This is a genomic window from Burkholderia sp. KL41, assembly GCF_057005415.2.
In genome coordinates, this window is sequence record NZ_CM174446.1 from 1,510,537 (window position 1) to 1,528,038 (window position 17,502).

Consider the following 17,502-nt stretch of genomic DNA (forward strand, 5'->3'; position numbering starts at 1 on the left):
CGGGCGCTCAGGCGAGGGCGCCTGCCGCGCGCGTCATTGCCGCGGGATGGCCATGCCCGTGCCGCGGCCGGATGCGTCGCCCTGCGCGAGGGTATCCGGCACGTCGAACAGGTTGTCCGGCAGCGTTCGCACGGGCAGCGTGATCACGAAGCGTGCGCCGCCGAGCGGTGAATCCTCGAGCCGCACGTCGCCGCCGTGCACCTGCGCGACGCGCCTCACGATCGCGAGCCCGAGCCCGAAGCCGCCGGTCCGCCGGTCGCGGCTGGAGTCGAGCCGCTGGAACGGTTCGAATACGCGGGCGCGTTCGGCGGCCGGAATGCCGGGGCCGTCGTCGTCGACGCTCAGCACGAGCGCGCCGGACGCGTCGCGTGCGGCGGCGAGCAGCACGGTGCGCGAGGCATAGCGGGCGCCGTTGCGGATCAGGTTCAGCAACGCGCGGGCAACCAGCTTCGGGTCGCACACGTGGGTCGCGGGAGCACCGAGCGTCGATACGTCGAGCGAGATGCCGCGATCGGCGATATCGTTCGAGACGTTGCCGGCCACGCTGTCGATCAGCGCGTCGACGACGACTTCCATCGGCGCGAGCTGGCTCGCGCCCTGTTCGAGCCGGCCGATCGTCAGCAGCTCGGTGACGAGCTCGTCGAGTTCGCGCACGTCGCGGCGCAGCGCGTCGCGGCGTTCGCGCATCCGGCCCGTTTCACCCGGCTCGGCGAGCAGCGCGAGCCCGAACTCGAGCCGCGCGAGCGGCGTCTTCAGTTCGTGCGAGATGCCGTGCATCATTTCGCGCTGTTGCTTGATCGACGCCTCGATGCGCTCGGCCATGTCGTTGAACTGTTGCGACAGTTCGTCGATGTTCGACTTGCCGGACAGCTTCACGCGTGTCGACAGCGTGCCGGTGCCGAATGCGCGGGCGGCATCCTGCAGCTTGCGCAGGTCGCGCCAGTGATAGTGAATCCACAGCACCACCGCGAACAGCGTGCCGAGCGCGAGCAGCAGGTACGCATAGATCTTGATGTCGAGATCGGACGCTTCGATCGGCCGCGCATGCAGGACCGTACCGTCCGCGAGCGGCATGTAGTAATCCTTGCCGTTGTAGCTGATCGCGATTCGCCCCGCATCGAGGTCGCGCAGCGGCGCGCCGCTCAACTGCGCACGGGCGGCGGTCATCGACAGGAAGCCGAATCCTTCGTTGCCGTGTCTCGCGAGCTCGCGCAGCGCGAGTGCGCGCTGCCCGCCCGGATGGCGTTCGAGGTAGTCGTTGAGCACGAACGCATAGGTCGTCAGCGAGTCGCGCTGCGCCTGTGCGCTGCGTTCGTAGAAGATCCGGTCGAACGACAGCTGGATGAACAGGATCGACGCGACGACGAACAGGATCACGACAAGGTACAGCCTGATCAACGGGCGCAGCATTTATTCGTCCCACGCGGAAGGGCTGAACAGGTAGCCGCGGCCCCAGATCGTCTTGATCTTGTGCGGCTCCGACGACGCATCCTCGAAGCGGCGGCGCAGCTTCGAGATGCCGGAATCGACCGAGCGGTCGAGTCCGTCGAACTCGATCCCGCGCAGCTGCTTCAGGATGTCGTCGCGGCTCAGCACGGTGCCGGCCGCGCGCGCGAGAATCAGCAGCAGGTTGAACTCGGCGGTCTTCAGGTCGACCGGCTCGCCGCGCCAGGTCACGGTGCGGTTCGGCGGCGAGATCGCCAGCTCGCCGAACACGAGCGCTTCGGGTGCGGCCACGGGCGTGTCGGCGGCGGCCGGCTGCGCACGGCGCAGCAGCGCGCGGGCGCGCGCGACCAGCACGCGCGGCTCGATCGGCTTCGTCACGTAGTCGTCGGCGCCCGTCTCGAGGCCCGCGACCTGGTCGTAGACGTCCGCGCGCGCGGTCAGGATCAGCACGGGCACGTTGGTGAACGCGCGGATGCGCCGGCAGACTTCCATCCCGTCGAGGTTCGGCAGCATCAGGTCGAGTATCACGAGGGCCGGCTGGTGCTCGCGCACCGCCGCGACGGCGAGGTCGCCGCGCCGGACGACCGTCACCGCGAATTCATAGCTGTCGAGGTATTCGCGGACGAGCTGCGCGAGGCGGTCGTCGTCCTCGATCAACAGTACGCGGTATTTGAGCGGATCTTCGTTCATGGTCTCCTCAGGATGCGCGCGCCATCTCACGCCGTGGCAAGCCGGGGTGCGGCGCGGCCCGCAGATTCTATCCGGCGCACCGAACGCCGGGGGAGCGGTACGACAATCTCGAACAATCGAACACAATTGAGCACAGATTCTCCGAAGATTCAGGACAGTCTCGGCGCAGGGCGGCACCTAGACTGCGGGCTCCGTCACTTCTATCTCAATATTGTGCGCCCAATACTTCGCCGCTACCGCTATTGCATGCCGCTCGCCGGCCTGACCCTTGCCGCCGCCGCTCACGCGGAAAACCAGTATTCGCTGTCGCTTGGCGGCGGTTTCGCACCGCGCTACCCGGGCAGCAACCAGTACCGCGGCGTCGTTGCGCCGGGGCTTTCCGCGAAGTTCGGTAACGGCTTTTTCATCGACAGTACCGAGGGCGCCGGCTACCGGCTCGACCTGCCGCACGGTGTGTTCCTGTCGGCGGCCGTGAGCTACGACGCGGGCCGTGCGGACGAGAACCGCTTCGACCTGCCGGGCTCCGACTACCTGAAGGGCATGGGCCGGATTCCGGGCTCGGTGCTGGTGGGCGTGCGCGCGGGCGTGACGCTCTTCAACGCGGCGGAGCTGAGCGTCACGATCGACACACCGGTGACGCACACGTCGCGCGGCGTGTCGGGGCACGTGGATCTCGCGGTGCCCGTGTTCAAGACCTCGCAGCACGAGATCATCGTGACGGGAACCGTGCACGCGGGCTCGGGGCGCTACACGCAGACGTTCTACGGCGTGACCGACGCACAGTCGATGACGAGCCGGTTCCGGCCGTATTCGACGAGCGGCGGGATCGACAGCGCGTCGATGGCGATCGCGTGGAACTGGACGCTGTCGCAGCACTGGTCGGTGCTCGCGACGGGGGGCGTGACGCGCTTGCTCGGTCGCTACGGTGACAGTCCGATCGTCCAGTCGCGCAGCAACTATTACGGCATCGCGGGCGTGACCTACAAGTTCTGAGTGAGTTGCCGGCGCGCGCATGCCGCACGCGCGGGCGTCGGTGCCGGCGTCGGTGTTGCAGCCGTCGCGGCAAATCGCGTGCGGTAACATGCAGGCGGGTCCGGCGCCGTGCCGGACTTGCGACCCGGTTCGCCGACACGGCCGGACCGTATCGCGTCACCGCCGACATTCGCCGGCCGGCCTTCGTCGGGGAACGGTCGGCGGCGCGCGGCACCGATCATTCATGCGACGCCGGGCCGTGCACGAAGGCCGTACACGTCACACCGGGGCGCGACAGGGAGAAACCGATGAAGAACACGATCGCGATACTCGTTGCACTCGTTGCGAGCGCAACCTTTGCAGGATGTGCGGACATGAACACGAAGCACCCCAACGCCACCGCCGGCGGCGCGGTGATGAGCCCCGCGCCGTCGGGCGCCGTGAGCGCGTGCAAGGCGGACGCCGCGCCGGACGACGCGCTGGTCGGAAAAACCGAAGCCGACGCGGCCGCGCTGCTCGACGGCTGCCTGTGGCGCGTGCTCGAGCGCGACGGCAAATCGCTGCCGGGCACGATGGACTATCGCCAGGAGCGACGCGACCTCGGCATTCGTGACGGCAAGGTGATCTGGGTGCGGCGCGGGTGAGGGATTCGGCCGCTGTGTCCGGTTATGCGGTGGCCGTCCCGTATTGCCGCGCGGGGGCGGCGGCGTCGGCCGTCGTCGCGGGGGTGACGAGCATCACGCCGCGTGCGAGCGGATCGCTGACCGATGCCGCGAATACCGCTTGCCGCTCCTCCGTCGCGCGATCGGCGGCGACCGCAAGCGCCGCCAGCGCGAGCGCCGCGCCGCTTGCGCCGTTGGCGAGCCCGAGGTGGCGGCTGCGTTCGGCGGCCTCGGCGCCCCAGGTCTGTTCGCCGACCGTCACGACTTCGGTGCGACGACTGCCGCGCTGATCGGCGTCGGTGACGAATCCGGGTGCCGTCAGGTCGGGGTGCAGCATCGACAAGCGTGTACTCGCCGCAGTGAGCAGTTGCCCGAGCGTCGTCGAATCAGCCTTGCCGTGATCGGCGGAACCCGCGCGGCGCGCGGAAGCGATGCGATGGAGCGACGGCACGGGCGTCGCATGCGGCGCGTCGGGATGAGCGAGCAACAGCGCGCATGCGCCTTCGCCGGGCGTTACGCCGTCCGGCCGATCCCGGCCGTAGAGCCGGCCCGCGCGATCCAGCGCGTCGACGGCATCCTGGCTTGTGGTGGAGTCGAATGCGAGCACGACGTGCAGATCGGCGGACGGTTGCTGGTGCAACGCCTGGATCAGTTCGTCGATGACCGCCCACGCTTGTACGGGATCGGCGACCGTGCGCAGTTGCGCGCGAACGATGCCCGGCGCGACGGCTTCGCGTGCCGTGTGCGCATCGAGCCATGCGGCGAGCGTTGCGGCGACCGGTTGCCAGCGGTCCGGCATCAGCAGGTGGAGCCTGAGCGGCGACGCGTTCGCGCCGGACAGCGCGGCATGCCGCTCGCGCAATTCGTCGAGTGCATCGGCGGCCAGCAGCAGCCCGCGCCAGTGCTCGTCCCGCAGTGTTTCCTGCGTTCCCGGCGCAAGGAGGCTCACATCGAACCGGTCGGGCGACACTGAATCGACCGTGCTGGCGAATACACCGGTTCCGTCCGGGCGTTGCAGTTCGGGATGAAGCGCGACGGGGTGCTCTTCCCGGGCCGCCGCATCGATTTCCGCGGTCGTCGCACCCGTCGGCAGCCGGACGCTGCTGTCGAGCAGCAGGGCCGACCACGTGTGCGACTCGGCATCCTGCGTGGCCGTCGCGTCCTTCGACGCGGACGACGTCGCCGGTGCGGCCGCCGCGGGCGCCGGGCGCTGGCCGAGCCCCCGGCGCAACCATGCCACGCAAACGGCGAGCGCCGCCGGCAGCACGAGCCCGCACAGCAGGAGGTCTCCGGTGGTCGGTGCATGTCGGGTCGTCTTCCACCAGACGAACACGGCGACCCACACCGCAACGAATAGCGCGGCGACGAATGCCGTTTTGCGCAACCCCGTGATCATTTCCTTCTATTCCCCCGTGACTTGCCGACGCGTGTGTCAGTTGCCGTCACTGCCTGCCGTTCTGCTTGCGACCAGCACGGCGCCGCAGGCCGTCTTGTAGCCGTCGCGTGCGACGCCTTCGCCTTGCACGATCATCGTGTCGTCGCCGTCGACGATGTGATTCGGGCCGTGTACCGGACACGTCACCGTGTCGTTGCGGCGAGCGATGCCGCGGCCGTCGACCGACGACAGCGTGGATGCACTGGTCACGGTGCCGCCATGGCTGTGCTTGTCACCAAGGACGATGAAGGGTTGGGTCATCCGGATAGGCCTCCTTGCTGGATCGTCGGCGATGCATCCGGATTTCCCGATCCCGGATGTCATCGGCGACGCTTTTCGAATCAATTTCGACCGAATCAGGTATTTATTACCTTTCGGAAATAATTGCCTGATTCGGTTGAGTAGTCAGGTAGCTGTCGAACTGAAAGCAGCCATTATCGCGTGTGAAGCCCGCGCGTCAAGGTTTCGCATCTTTTTATCAGGTGTTTTCCTGTAGCGGAGTCTGACTGTGTAATTTAAAATAGTAAGCTTCAAAAAAAGGGGTGCATCCATTCAGCCAACTGGTCGCGTTCCGCCTGATGGCGGGGCAGGTGCCCGTACCAGACAGTGCTGTAGGGGAATTCGGTATGTTTCCTGCCGGTTCGGCGTGGCGATTGCGATGCCGGCAATCATGCATCGTCCCGTGTTCGTCGCAGCCTATGCACTTAAAAACGTCGAAATCCTGAGAGAGCGGGAATCGCATGAGCGTCATCAAGGAATTTGCGTCTCTATTCGGCGCATTCAATCGCCTGTATTCGCTGGACGGATCCGGCGCGCTTGCTGCATTTCAAATCGAGCGCTGGACCGGTCGTGAATCGCTCTCCGATCTCTTTCAATGGAACGTCGATGCGCTGTCGACGGATCCCGCGCTGGATCTCGACGCGATGCTCGGGCAGCGTGTCGCGATTCGCACCACGCTCGCGAACGGCACGACGACGCTGCGCAGCGGACTCGTCGCCGAGGCCGAGTGCATCGGTTACGACGCAGGCCTCGCTCGCTACCATCTCCAGATCGTGCCGTGGCTCGCGGCGCTCACGCATGCGCGTGACGAGCGAACCTTCGTGAATCAGACGCTCGCCGACGTGCTCGATACGGTGTTCGCGCCGTACGCCGGGATCGCGCGGTGGCGCCTCACGCCGGACGCGGGCCGGCGTCTCGACGCGCTGGCTCCGGTTGCGTATCGCGTGCAGTACCGCACTCATACGCACTACGAATTCGTGCAGCATCTGCTGGCCGAGGCCGGCCTCGGGTTCTGCTTCGTCGAGGACGAGGACGCGCCCGCCGGGCATGCGATGCTGGTCTTCGACGACAGCGCGCAACTGGCCGAGGACGAGACGTCGGCGCGACGCGGCGGGGTGCCGCGCCGCTCGAGCGGGACAGCGACCGACGCCGACGACGTGATCCTCGGGATCGGGCAGTCGCTGTCGCTGACGGCCGATCGCGTCACGCTGATCAGCAGCGACTACCGCGCGAACCGCGCGACCACCGCGAGCACGGATCTCGGCCGGCCGAACGGCACGCGCGAGCTCTACGACGACGTCGGGCCGGAAGCGTTCGACACCCTGCGCGACGCGGAAGACATGGCGCGGCGCCAGGCCGACGCGATCGTGTCGCGCGCATGTTTCTGGACCGGCTACGGCACGCTGCGCACGGCGCGCGCCGGGCGTGCGCTGAAGCTCGTCGATTCCGGCTGGCAAGCCGTGCGCGGTGCCGCGGCGCCCGAGGATTTTCTGCTGACGCACGTCGAGCACGTCGGGATTAACAATCTCCCGCCGACCGTCATGGAAGCCATCGAGCGGCAACTCGGGCCGCTGCCGGCGACGCAGCTCGATCCGCGCGTGCTCCGGCAAGCGCAGGCCGGCGGTTACGCGAACCGGTTCGATGCGGTGCCGCGCTCGCAAGTCTGGCGGCCCACGCTGGCGGACGGGACCGGGCAGCGACTCAATCCGGTTGCGACGGCGCTGGGCGCGCAGACGGCGATCGTCGTCGGTCCGACCGGCAGCCCGCAGCCCGGTTCGACGGGGCCGGTGCATGCCGACGCGCAAGGGCGCTTGCGCGTCCGGTTCCACTGGCAGGCGGAAGACGATACGGGCACCTATCCGACGCGCGCGATTCAACGGCTCGCGAGCGACGGGCACGGTCTTCAGCAGGTGCCGCGCATCGGCCATGAAGTCCTCGTGCAGTTTCACCACGGGCTGATCCACCGGCCGATCGTGCTCGGCGGCCTGTTCAACGGCCGCGGCGAAGGCGGTGAGTCGCCTTCGCCGGGCGGCGCGGCCGGGAAACCGCTCGACGCATCGATCTACACGCAGGCGGGCGACCATGCGCCGAGCGCGCAGGGCAATCTCGCGAGCGGGCTGAGCCCCGCGTGGCACGGCGCCGGCGGCGGCGCGGATCGCCACAATCACGCCGGCGCGCTGTCGGGCTTCAAGAGCCAGGGGTTCGACGGGCAGGGCCACAACCAACTGGTCGCGGACGATTCCGACGGCATGGGGCGCCTGCAGATGGCGACCACGCACGCGGCGACGCAACTGAACCTCGGCCATCTGCGTCATCAGTCCGACAACTATCTCGGCAGTTTTCGCGGCCAGGGCGTCGAATTGCGCTCGGACGCCTACGGTGCGATGCGTGCGACGCGCGGCTTGCTGGTGTCGAGCTATGCGCTTGCCGGCGCCGCACAGCCGGCGGGCGATGCATCCGCGCTGCAGGCGCTGCTCGCGCGGCACGCCGCGCTGGTCGGCCGGTTCGACAAGACTGCCGATACGCACGGGACGCTGCCGTTCGCCGCGCAGCGCGGCGTGGAGCAGGCGGGCCAGTCGTCGCTGAACGGCAAGGCCGCGCCGCTCGACGCGCTCGCGCAGAGCTTCGCAACGACGGTCGGCGCGAACGGCTACGCACAGGCATCGGCCGATGCCGCGCAGCGATCGACGGGCAACGCACTGCCGCATACGGGCGACGCGGTGCTCGGGATCGAGGCACGGGGCGGACACGGGTTGATCGCCGGGCAGGCGCTGCAATGGGCGGCCGGCGAAACGCTGTCGCTCGGCAGCGGTGCCGACTTCAATCTCGCCGCCGCGCAGCAGCTGCGCATTCACAGCGGGCAGGGCATCGGCTGGCTGGGCGGCGCGAGCCATGCGGACGGCGTCGGCATGAGCCTGATCTCCGGCAAGGACGGGCTGACGCTGCAGGCGCAGCGCGACGTGCTGGGCCTGCGTGCGCGCGACGACCTGAAGGTCGCGTCCGCGAGCGCGGATGTCGAGATCGCCGCGAAGAAGACGGTGCATCTCGCGGTGAGCGGCGGCGCGCATGTGACGATCGAAGGCGGCGACGTCACGTTCGGCTGCCCGGGCAAATTCGTCGTGTATGCCGCGCAGCATGCTTTCGTGGGCCCTGATCAAATGAGTACACCGTTGCCGCAGTTTCCCGAGAAGGTGTGCGTCGAATGCCTGCTGCACGCGATGCAGTCGGGTAGCGCGCTGGCGGGCAAGGCAATCTGAGCATGACGATCGAACCGACCGACTGGATCGACCGCTATCCCGACGACACGCCGGATCGGCTGAACGCGCTGTTCGAGCACGCGCCGGCCAGCGGCCGCTGGCATCTGCTGCTCGACATGGGTTTCGCGCCGGCGCTGCGTGACCGGATGCCCGCGGTCGACCGCAACGATGCCGTCGTCGTGCTGTACGAAGGCGTGTACGACGGCGACGACCTGGCGGCGATTTCGCCGTGCCTCGCGCCGTTGCCTGCCGACGCGGCAGCGCGCGCGGCGATGCTCGGGACCGTGCTGCGCGAGACGTCCGGACGTCCGATGGTGAGCCTGTTGCGCGGTGCGCGCGATACGGGCGCGCTTGCCGCGCATCTGCGCGGGCAGATGGAGGCAAGCGCGGCGGCCGACGGCGAGGCGTTCCTGGTGCGTTTCGCCGATACGCGTTGCCTGCCGGCCTGGCTCGAGGCGCTCACGCCCGCGCAGCGTCGCCGCTTCACGGACGGCATCGACGCGTGGCATGTGTTCGATCGCACCGGGGCGCTCGTGGCGCTCGATGTCGACACCGCACGCGAAGCGGTGGCCGGCGAAGCGGGTGCCGGGCGCAGCGGCCAGCCCTACGTGCTCGACGGGGACCAGGTCGAACGACTGCGGCAAGCCGCGAAGATCGACACGCTGCTTTTTCATGTCCGCCAGCGTCCGGAGAGTTTCGGCCGGCTGCTGGCAACGCCGTCGCAAGCCCATGCGTGCGTGAGCGCAGCGTGGGCGCGGCACGACGGGCCGCCTGCGGCAGCGTCGCGGGTCGCGCTCGATGCGCTCGCGGCGGCCGGGTATCTGGCGACGGAGCGGGCGCCTGCCGCGTCGTCCGCGTAGAACAATGCGGGTTCGCGTGCATGCGAACGGCGACACGGACGTGTCTGCGCGGCATGCGACGGAGCACACTGTTGATAGCGATCCGCGCCGGACGGCGTCGGACAAGAGGATCAAGAAATGAGTCTGAATGCCGGTTCCACGACGTTTGCCGCTCGGCTGCTGATGTTCATGGCCATCCTGCTGGGGACGGCAGGATGCTCGCGTGCCACCGATGTGTCGTTTGCGGTGTCGGGTGTGGCGGGGGGGGCGAGCGCGCCGGCCGAGCCCGACACGATGGGCTTGAAGCTGAATGCCCTCAACTACACCGACGTTCCGATCGGCGCGTTCTACGTCGACGGCACCTGGGGCGGGGCGGTTCCGGCTCGCGTCGGCAGCGGCGGCGGCGCGATCATCTGCTGCGTCGCGTTACCGAAGCAATGGCATCCGGGGTTGACCGTCAACCTGCAGTGGCGGGACGACAACCTGTACAGGAAGGATCCGAAGGCGCTCGCGAGCCGCGTCGTGCCGGTCGAGCGCTACGACGCGTTCTCGGACGGCTTCCTGTGGGTCCTGTTCTTTCCGCACGATCGAATCAAGGTCTATGCGTCGCAGTGGATGCCCGGCTACCGCGGTTTTCCCGAAAATCTTCAGGCGCCCGCCGAAGCGTGTCCGGGACACTTCACGTTGCGCAACGGCGATCCGCAGTGCCCGAATCCCGACAAGAGGATCACACGATGAGTTTCCGCTTCGCGAGCGCTGACCGGCCCGACGTTGCGGTCGTCACCCCGGAGGAGCAGGACGCGATCATGCGCCGCCTGCACGACGACGACGGGATGAGTTGCTGCAAGACGCTGCATGTCGGCATCTTCTTCGACGGCACGCGCAACAACGCCCATCGCGATCGCGCCGGCGGCAAGCACAGCAACGTCGCCCGCCTGTTCGACGTGTTTCCCCGCGACAAGTATCACAGCGCCATCTACGTGGCGGGCGTCGGCACGCCCTTCGTCGACGAGGTCGGCGATCAGGGTGTCGGGCTGCAGGCCGCGGCGGGCGCCGCGACGGGGTGGGCCGGCGAGGGGCGCATCAACTGGGCGCTGCTGCAGATCCACAACGTCGTGCATGCGCACGCGTTCGGCAATTCGCTGTCCGCGGCGCTCGGCAAGAGCGACAAGGCGCTCGCGAAGGCCGTCAGCGTCGACCTGAATTTCAAGGGCATCGATCTCGGCGGCACGCCGCCGAAGCCGGGCAGTCTCGGCGACATCAACGCGCGCGGCAGTTCGAGCGCCGGCGCGCTCAAGCTGATGGCGGCCGAGCAGAACGGGATCGAACTCACCTGGGATCGCGACACGATCTGGGCACAGCTCAAGGGCGAAGTCGATACGGCGAACTGGACCGCGACCATGCGCGCGTGGGACGACAAGCGGCGCGCCGCGTTGCGGGCCCGTTGCGCGCAGCTGAAGGAGCGCGTCGGCGATCTGCTGGTCAAGGGCAAGCCGAAGCTGCAGCGCATCCGCCTGTATGTGTTCGGCTTTTCGCGCGGCGCGGCCGAAGCGCGCACGTTCTCGAATTGGCTGAACGATGCGCTCGACGCCGATTTCAGCCTGTGCGGCGTGCCGGTGTCGTACGACTTTCTCGGCCTGTTCGATACGGTCGCGTCGGTCGGCATCGCGCAAAGCACGGCCGCGACGTTGTTCGACGGGCACGGCGGCTGGGGACGCAAGGAGCTGATGGGGCTGCCGTATTCCGTCCGTCGCTGCGTCCACATGGTCGCAGCACACGAGCCGCGCGGATCGTTCCCGCTCGACCTGATCGATGCGTCGATCGACGGGCGCGAGGAGATCGTCTATCCGGGCGTCCATTCGGACGTCGGCGGCGGTTATGGACCGGGCGAGCAAGGGCGTGGCACGGGCGATGCGGACAAGCTGTCGCAGATACCGCTGCTCGACATGTATCGCGAAGCGCGCAAGGCCGGTGTTCCGCTCGACATCAACGGGCCCGGTGTCGCCGCCGAAGCAGCTGCGGCGTTCGCGATTTCGCCCGCGCTCAAGCGCGCGTTTTCCGCCTACGTGAGAACGAGCGCGGACTACTACTACGCCAAGGAACACGGCACGCCGGGCCTGATGCGCGCGCACTACGGGCTGTACCTGCGCTGGCGCAGGATGCGCCTCGACAACTTGCGTACGCAACCATCGTTCCTGGCCGCCAAGGCCGCGTATCCGCAGGATGCAGTCGATCTCGACAGCGCGAACGAGGAACTGCGGCTCGAATGGCGCGACCTGCTCGAGTGCGAGAAGCAGGGTGGCCCGACCGTGAGACGCTACGCGGGGAACGCGGTCAGCAAGAAGCTCACGCAGAACCCGAAGGCGGCAGCCGTCATTTCCCCGGCCGTGCTGCCGATCGTCCAGGGCCTGCAGTCCGCGCTTCCGCTCGTCGGTCCGGTGGTACGCGCGAGTGCGAAGCGCGCCGAGGATTTTTTCCAGTTGCAGCTCGACGAGAAGTGGCAACAGTGGCTCGAGGTGCGAGGCGACTGGAACATGGGGCCGCCGGAGGCGGCGATCAGCGCGCTGTACGACAACTTCATGCACGACTCGCGCGCGTGGTTCAAGCCGCTCGGCGACGACGACGACGTCTGGAACTACAACCAGATCAAGGCGCTGAAAACCCGTCAGGCGGAATTCGAGCGCGAGCACGCGGCGTGGCAGACGCGTCGGCAACTTGGCCTGCCGGGGCCGTCGCAGATCATGCAGGTGATGGGCGCGAGTGCACTCGGGCTCGGGCCCGGGGTCAGCGCGGTGCAGGAGCCCGAACCGCGCTCGCCGCTGAGCGCACGGCAGGCCGATATCCTGAAGCGCTACGACGCCGCGCAGCAGGCCGCGCAGAAGGCACGCGCGGCCAAGGACGCGAATGCGCCGACCGACAGTGCCGTGCTGACCGATCCCGATGTCACGGGCGGTCTCGCGTTGCAGGATTCGGGACGCGAGTTTTCGTTCGTCTGGGGTTACCTGCGCTGGCGCACCGTCTACGTGAACGGTGTGCGCTGGGATGCGCCCCACGTACCGAGCGTGCAGGAAGAAATGGAGGCGCAGCGCAAGATGCTGCAGTACAAGGTCAACATGAACGGGATCTTCCCGCAATGATGCGGCGTACTGTCTCCCGCGCGCGGCGGCCGCTCGCCGTTGCACCGCAGAATCGATTCGATACGAACCAGCCGACGCGAAACGCATTCGCGCGCGATTGCCGAGAAACGACATGGATCTTGTTGCCGCATTAACGGGGTACGGGCAAGCGACCCGCCATATCCAGATCGATACCGCGATGCCGGGGGCATTCGTGGTCGAGCGCTTTCACGGTCGTGAAGGGATCAGCGAATCGTTCCGGTTCGAGATCGACGTGCTGTCGAGCGAGCCGTTTCTCGATCTGGCGCCGCTGATCGGCAGCGCCGTGCGGCTGCGCCTTGCGACGGCGGCGGGCGAGCGCTGCTGGAACGGCTACGTCACGCATGCCGCGTATGCGGAGAGCGACGGCGAGTTCACGCGCTACCGGCTCACGATGGAATCGTGGCTCGCGCTGCTGCAGCTGCGCCGCAATTGCCTGTATTTCGTCGATCTTGACGTCGAGGGCATCTGCGAGCAGGTGTTCGGCGATTACCCGGAAGCGCATCGGCGCTACGAGCGAGTCGAGCCGCTGCGTGCGTTCCGCCTGCGCGGCCAGTACCGGGAAACCGATCTCGATTTCGTGTTGCGGCAGCTGTCGGAAGCCGGGTTGTCGTTTCGCATCGAGCACGGGCAGGACACGGGGAACGCACCGTCGGGCGACCATACGGTCGTCGTGTTCGACCGCCACGCACGGCTGCCCGACGGCAGCGCGATCGCATTCAATGCGCAGGACGTCGGCGATCCGGACGGTGTGATGACGCAATTCTCCGATCGGCGTCAGCTCGTGCCAGATCGGGTGGTGACGACGAGCTGGAAAGCCAGCGAGCTCGTTGCGCTGGCCGGCCAGGCGCAGCAGCCGGCCGACGCCGACGCGCCGCTGCTGCCGGTGCGGGAGGTCTACGACGGCCAGCGTGCCGGCCGCTTCGACACGAGCGGCGACGCGCAGCGTTACGCCGAGCAGCGTCTCGACGCGCTGCAGCTCGCCAAACGGGTTTACCGTGGCGGCGGATCGTCGCGCACGCTCGAGGTTGGCAGGGTGCATACGCTGAACGATTATCTGAGCGGCCCCGTGCGGTTCGTGCCGCTGTCGATCGAGCATGAGGCCGTCAACAATCTCGGCGCGCAGATCGGGCAGCTGTTCGGACGCGGCGAGCTCGAGAAGGGCCTGTATCGCAACCGCTTCGTCGCGGTGCCGGAAGGCACGCCGATCGTGCCGCCGCATCGCGACCGGCCGACGGTGCATGGCGTGCAGACCGCGATCGTGGTCGGCGAGCCGGGCGGCCGCGTCAGCAGCACGCGCGATCACCAGGTCCGCATCCAGTTTCCGTGGATGCGCGGGGTCGCACCGCTGCCGGGCGGGCTGACTGATACGGCGAGCCGCGCCAATCCGGCCGGCCATGCGCCGGGCGACCATCGGTCGGGCATCCTGGTCCGCATCGCCGAACAGGCCGCCGGGCCGAATTTCGGTCATGCGTTCGCGCCGCGCGTGGGGGCGGAGGTGGTGGTCGGCTTCGAGTCCGGCAACATCGACGCGCCCGTCGTCCTCGGCCAGGTGTACGGCGGCCGGGTGCGACCGCCGTTCGCGGCCGGCGAAGGCAGCGACGCGAATCATTCAGGATCGCTGACGGGCCTGCAGACGCAAACGCTCGACGGGCAACCGGGCAGCCGCTGGGTGATGGACGATGCGGCCGGGCAATTGCGCCACGAGCTGAACAATTCGACTGCCGGCACGCGCCTCGCGCAGGGTTATCTGATCGACCAGCAGGGCACGATGCGCGGCGCCTATCGCGGCGAAGGTTTCGAACTGGCGACGCAGGGCTGGGGCGTCGTGCGGGCCGGCGCGGGCGTGCTGGTATCGAGTACCGCGCGTCAGTTCGGTGCGTCGACGCAGATGGACGTCGCCGAACGCGTGGAGCAGTTGAAGGACGCCGAGAAAACCGCGCAGGAACTCGACCGGGCGGCCACCGGCGCGCTGGCAGTCGGCCTGAGCGCGAACGCGGCGCTGACGGATTTCCTGAAGGCGATCGATCCCGCGCAGGACGGCAAGTATGCGGGGAGCGTGGGCGGCCAGAGCGCGACCAAGCCGAGCGGCACGCAGCGCGACGGCGGCGATCCCGTCGAGCGATTCGCGACACCCGCGGTGCTGATGGAGTCGCCGGAGAACATCGTGGTGACGACGCCGGACAGCGCGGTGTCGTATGCGGCGCAGCATGTTCATGTGACGTCGCAAGGCGATGCGCACGTGGGCGCCGGTGCGACCGTGGCCGCGGCGACGGGCGATGCAGTGAGCCTGTACAGCGTGGCGGGCGGGCTCAAGGCGATTGCGGGCGAAGGGCCGGTGAGCGTCGAGGCGCACGCGTCGACGATGGAGATTCTCGCGGACCAGACCGTGCGCGTGACGTCGACCGACGAGCGCGTCGACGTGCTCGCGCAGGATGCGATCGTGCTGCAGCAGGGGCCGAACCGGATCACGCTGAAGGGCGGCGACATCATCGTCGAGACACCGGGGCAGTTCGCGGTGAAGTCGGGCGGGCATCCGTTCCCGGGGCCGCGCGCGACGAGCGTGAAGCTGCCGGCGCTGCCGGTGTTGCCGCAGGGCGATCCGTGCGACTTCCTCGTACAGGCGCTGGCGGCGAGCCCGGCGGGGAGAGGGGCGGTGGCGGCGGGGGGAGCGGCATGGAGCGGGGCCGCGTCGAGCGCGACGGGTTTGACGGCCCACATGCCGGTTCCGGAAGCAGGAACTTTGCCGCTTGTCCCGCAGGCACGGGCAGATGAGTCGAGTCGATCCATGCCTGCACCGGTACCCGCTTCGTCGGGACAAAATGCGGCGCCCGGCCCGTCGCTCGGTTATTCGACTCCGCCGCCGGTGTCCAGCGAACTGGAAGGCATGCCGAAGAAAGGCCCGGCAGCGCAAAGCGGGCCGTGCAATCTTCACGTCCCCGCGATTCCCACCGAGCTTCATACCGTTGATGCCGGATGCGTCAGCTATTTCCAGACGGGAGAGGACGGCAAGGCGGTACTCAAGGACAAGAAGCGAATCTGGCTGAATTTTTCCGGCACGGAGGATTCGTACGACATCGGATACGCGCCCGCGACGGCGACCGTGACGGCGACCGTCTATATCAAGGTCAACCTGAAGGACCAGTACTGGATCAATGACGGGGCCGTCTACATGGATCCATCGACGGGCAAACCGTTCTCGGTACCGTTCAATAGCGATGGAATCCGTAAAGACCGGGTGATAAGGGTCGTGGACCGGCCGGGTGGGCTGGGTTCCATATCGGGCTTCAAGAAGCGCATCGAGGACGGGCTGAATAGAGGGAACTATTCGATGCAGCCGAAAGAATGCCCGCTTGGCAGAGCATGTACGTGCAAGGTCAAGCTGAAACTGGAAGTCGAGCTGGTTCAAATCGGGCGATGCCATGCGGAGATCAATCTGTTTCCGATGGCGACCCGGGCGGATTCGGGCAACTGGGGGGAAGTGAACGTCGAGTGGAACGGCCGGGAGAATCGGTACGTTCCGATCAAAACGGAACATACGATCGTGCACGAGGCCGGCCATCTGTTCGGCTGGCCCGATGAGTATTTCCTGGATGGCGGGGCGGTGTATGGCAAATACATCAACTCGCAACATCTAGTCGACGTGAAGATGGCCCAGCTTGTCGACAACTGGCAGCGCGAGACCCCCACGAACGTGATGGGCCGGGGGGTGTACACGAAGAATCCGGAAATTGCGAAGTACTACATGTACAGCTTCCGCAACTGGTTCAACAAGAAAACCGGGATTGAATGGGAGGTGCTGAAATGAAGCGCTCGATCTTGTTCCTGGTGATGTCAACGATTTCTTTCGGGGTGGCGGAAATGACGCTTGCACATGATCGTCCGGATTATTTCGAGATTCGTAGCGGACAGGGACAGCTCAATCCTTCGCCATCGATGGCCTTCACGGCCGATGGTCGAACGGTGTCGTACTTTTCGCGTGGGCGGGACATCGACCCGCTGCCGCCATCGAGTTACGTCGGAATCGGGAAATATACGGCGGATCTCACGGGAACCTATCGCCAGCATGTCGATATGGTCAAGGCGACGTTGAGCAGCAGGACAATCCCCCAGATCCGCGAAATCAACAAGGGGTCCGTGCTCGTCTATTCGTTCAACAAGGACGGCCACCATTACGAGGGCACGTACAACTATCAGTTCGACGATCAATTCAACGAGAACCTTTCGGTGCTTTATGACCTTGCCCACGATTTGCTGGCGCGTGGTACGCACGAGATCAATTTTCGTCCGGAATTTTCGGTGCGATCCACCGCCGACCATCTTGTCGTCGACGTGACGTTCGCAAACGATGGCAAGCAGGATGTGGCGATCGACGGTCCTGATCGTTGGTCGCCAGATCTGGCGAGGCCCGATATGCAATACATGGAGATCAGCGGCGGCAACAAACTCGTGGGTTTCGACGTCAGGCTGGTCAGCAAATATCTGAACGACACATCGCGTCGTAATCGGCGCGAAATCGTCGTCAAGCCCGGTCAGCCCGAGAAGATGGAATTCCTCGTGCCTTACGCAGATCTGACCTATGACGCCAATTCGCCGATGCGCCGTGTCGAGCCCGGCACCTACGTCTTCGCCGGCAAGATGAACGTCGACATCCTGCGTCCGCAGGAAATGGACGGACGGATCTTCACGCCGACGAATCGGCTGGAAAACGTGAACCTGACGGGGAAGTGACCCTGACGTGATGCGCGTTATACGAATCCTGGTGTT

The 17,502-nt window shown here is 67.0% G+C and carries 12 protein-coding genes; 8 read left to right on the forward strand and 4 right to left on the reverse strand.

From position 1 onward, the window contains the following. Positions 1-33: 33 nt before the first annotated feature. Together PQB87_RS07150 and PQB87_RS07155 are read right to left on the reverse strand one after the other, a co-directional pair. Positions 34-1,410 carry an ATP-binding protein gene (locus PQB87_RS07150; protein WP_489242741.1) on the reverse strand — a complete coding sequence of 459 codons (1,377 nt, stop codon included), beginning with the start codon at positions 1,408-1,410 and terminating at the stop codon, positions 34-36. Beyond that, positions 1,411-2,136, reverse strand: a complete 726-nt coding sequence (locus PQB87_RS07155) for a response regulator (RefSeq protein WP_059682155.1) — start codon at positions 2,134-2,136, stop codon at positions 1,411-1,413. Positions 2,137-2,382: 246 nt separating this feature from the next. Between PQB87_RS07155 and PQB87_RS07160 the strand changes: the two genes are divergently transcribed. Next, positions 2,383-3,129: a MipA/OmpV family protein gene (locus PQB87_RS07160; RefSeq protein WP_060060824.1), complete on the forward strand. Its 747-nt coding sequence runs from the start codon at positions 2,383-2,385 to the stop codon at positions 3,127-3,129. Between the two features lie 287 nt (positions 3,130-3,416). Beyond that, complete coding sequence (locus PQB87_RS07165; RefSeq protein ID WP_489242742.1) at positions 3,417-3,752, forward strand: hypothetical protein; 336 nt, start codon at positions 3,417-3,419, stop codon at positions 3,750-3,752. Between the two features lie 22 nt (positions 3,753-3,774). Here the strand turns inward: PQB87_RS07165 and PQB87_RS07170 are convergent, their stop codons facing one another. Next, positions 3,775-5,166, reverse strand: a complete 1,392-nt coding sequence (locus PQB87_RS07170) for a hypothetical protein (protein WP_489242744.1) — start codon at positions 5,164-5,166, stop codon at positions 3,775-3,777. 36 nt (positions 5,167-5,202) lie between these two features. After that, on the reverse strand, positions 5,203-5,466 hold the full coding sequence (locus tag PQB87_RS07175) for a PAAR domain-containing protein (RefSeq protein WP_021157217.1): 264 nt from the start codon (positions 5,464-5,466) through the stop codon (positions 5,203-5,205). A gap of 479 nt (positions 5,467-5,945) precedes the next feature. Here PQB87_RS07175 and PQB87_RS07180 point away from each other — a divergent pair, with 479 nt between their 5' ends. The 6 genes from PQB87_RS07180 to PQB87_RS07205 all read left to right on the forward strand — a co-directional run bounded on the left by PQB87_RS07180 (position 5,946) and on the right by PQB87_RS07205 (position 17,466). After that, positions 5,946-8,741, forward strand: coding sequence for a type VI secretion system Vgr family protein (locus tag PQB87_RS07180; RefSeq protein WP_489242745.1), 2,796 nt, complete (start codon positions 5,946-5,948; stop codon positions 8,739-8,741). 2 nt (positions 8,742-8,743) lie between these two features. After that, entirely contained in the window at positions 8,744-9,601 is an 858-nt protein-coding gene (locus PQB87_RS07185) for a DUF4123 domain-containing protein (RefSeq protein WP_489242746.1), read from the forward strand. 117 nt (positions 9,602-9,718) lie between these two features. Next, positions 9,719-10,318, forward strand: coding sequence for a DUF3304 domain-containing protein (locus tag PQB87_RS07190; RefSeq protein ID WP_301837786.1), 600 nt, complete (start codon positions 9,719-9,721; stop codon positions 10,316-10,318). Further along, positions 10,315-12,717, forward strand: coding sequence for a T6SS phospholipase effector Tle1-like catalytic domain-containing protein (locus PQB87_RS07195; protein WP_489242747.1), 2,403 nt, complete (start codon positions 10,315-10,317; stop codon positions 12,715-12,717). Before PQB87_RS07190 ends, PQB87_RS07195 begins: the two co-directional genes overlap by 4 nt. 112 nt (positions 12,718-12,829) lie before the next feature. Continuing rightward, a complete protein-coding gene (locus PQB87_RS07200) occupies positions 12,830-16,543 on the forward strand; it encodes a type VI secretion system Vgr family protein (protein WP_489242748.1) in 3,714 nt (1,237 codons plus the stop codon). Then, positions 16,540-17,466 (forward strand): hypothetical protein, encoded by a 927-nt coding sequence (locus PQB87_RS07205; RefSeq protein WP_489242749.1) that lies wholly within the window; start codon positions 16,540-16,542, stop codon positions 17,464-17,466. Before PQB87_RS07200 ends, PQB87_RS07205 begins: the two co-directional genes overlap by 4 nt. Positions 17,467-17,502: the final 36 nt, after the last annotated feature.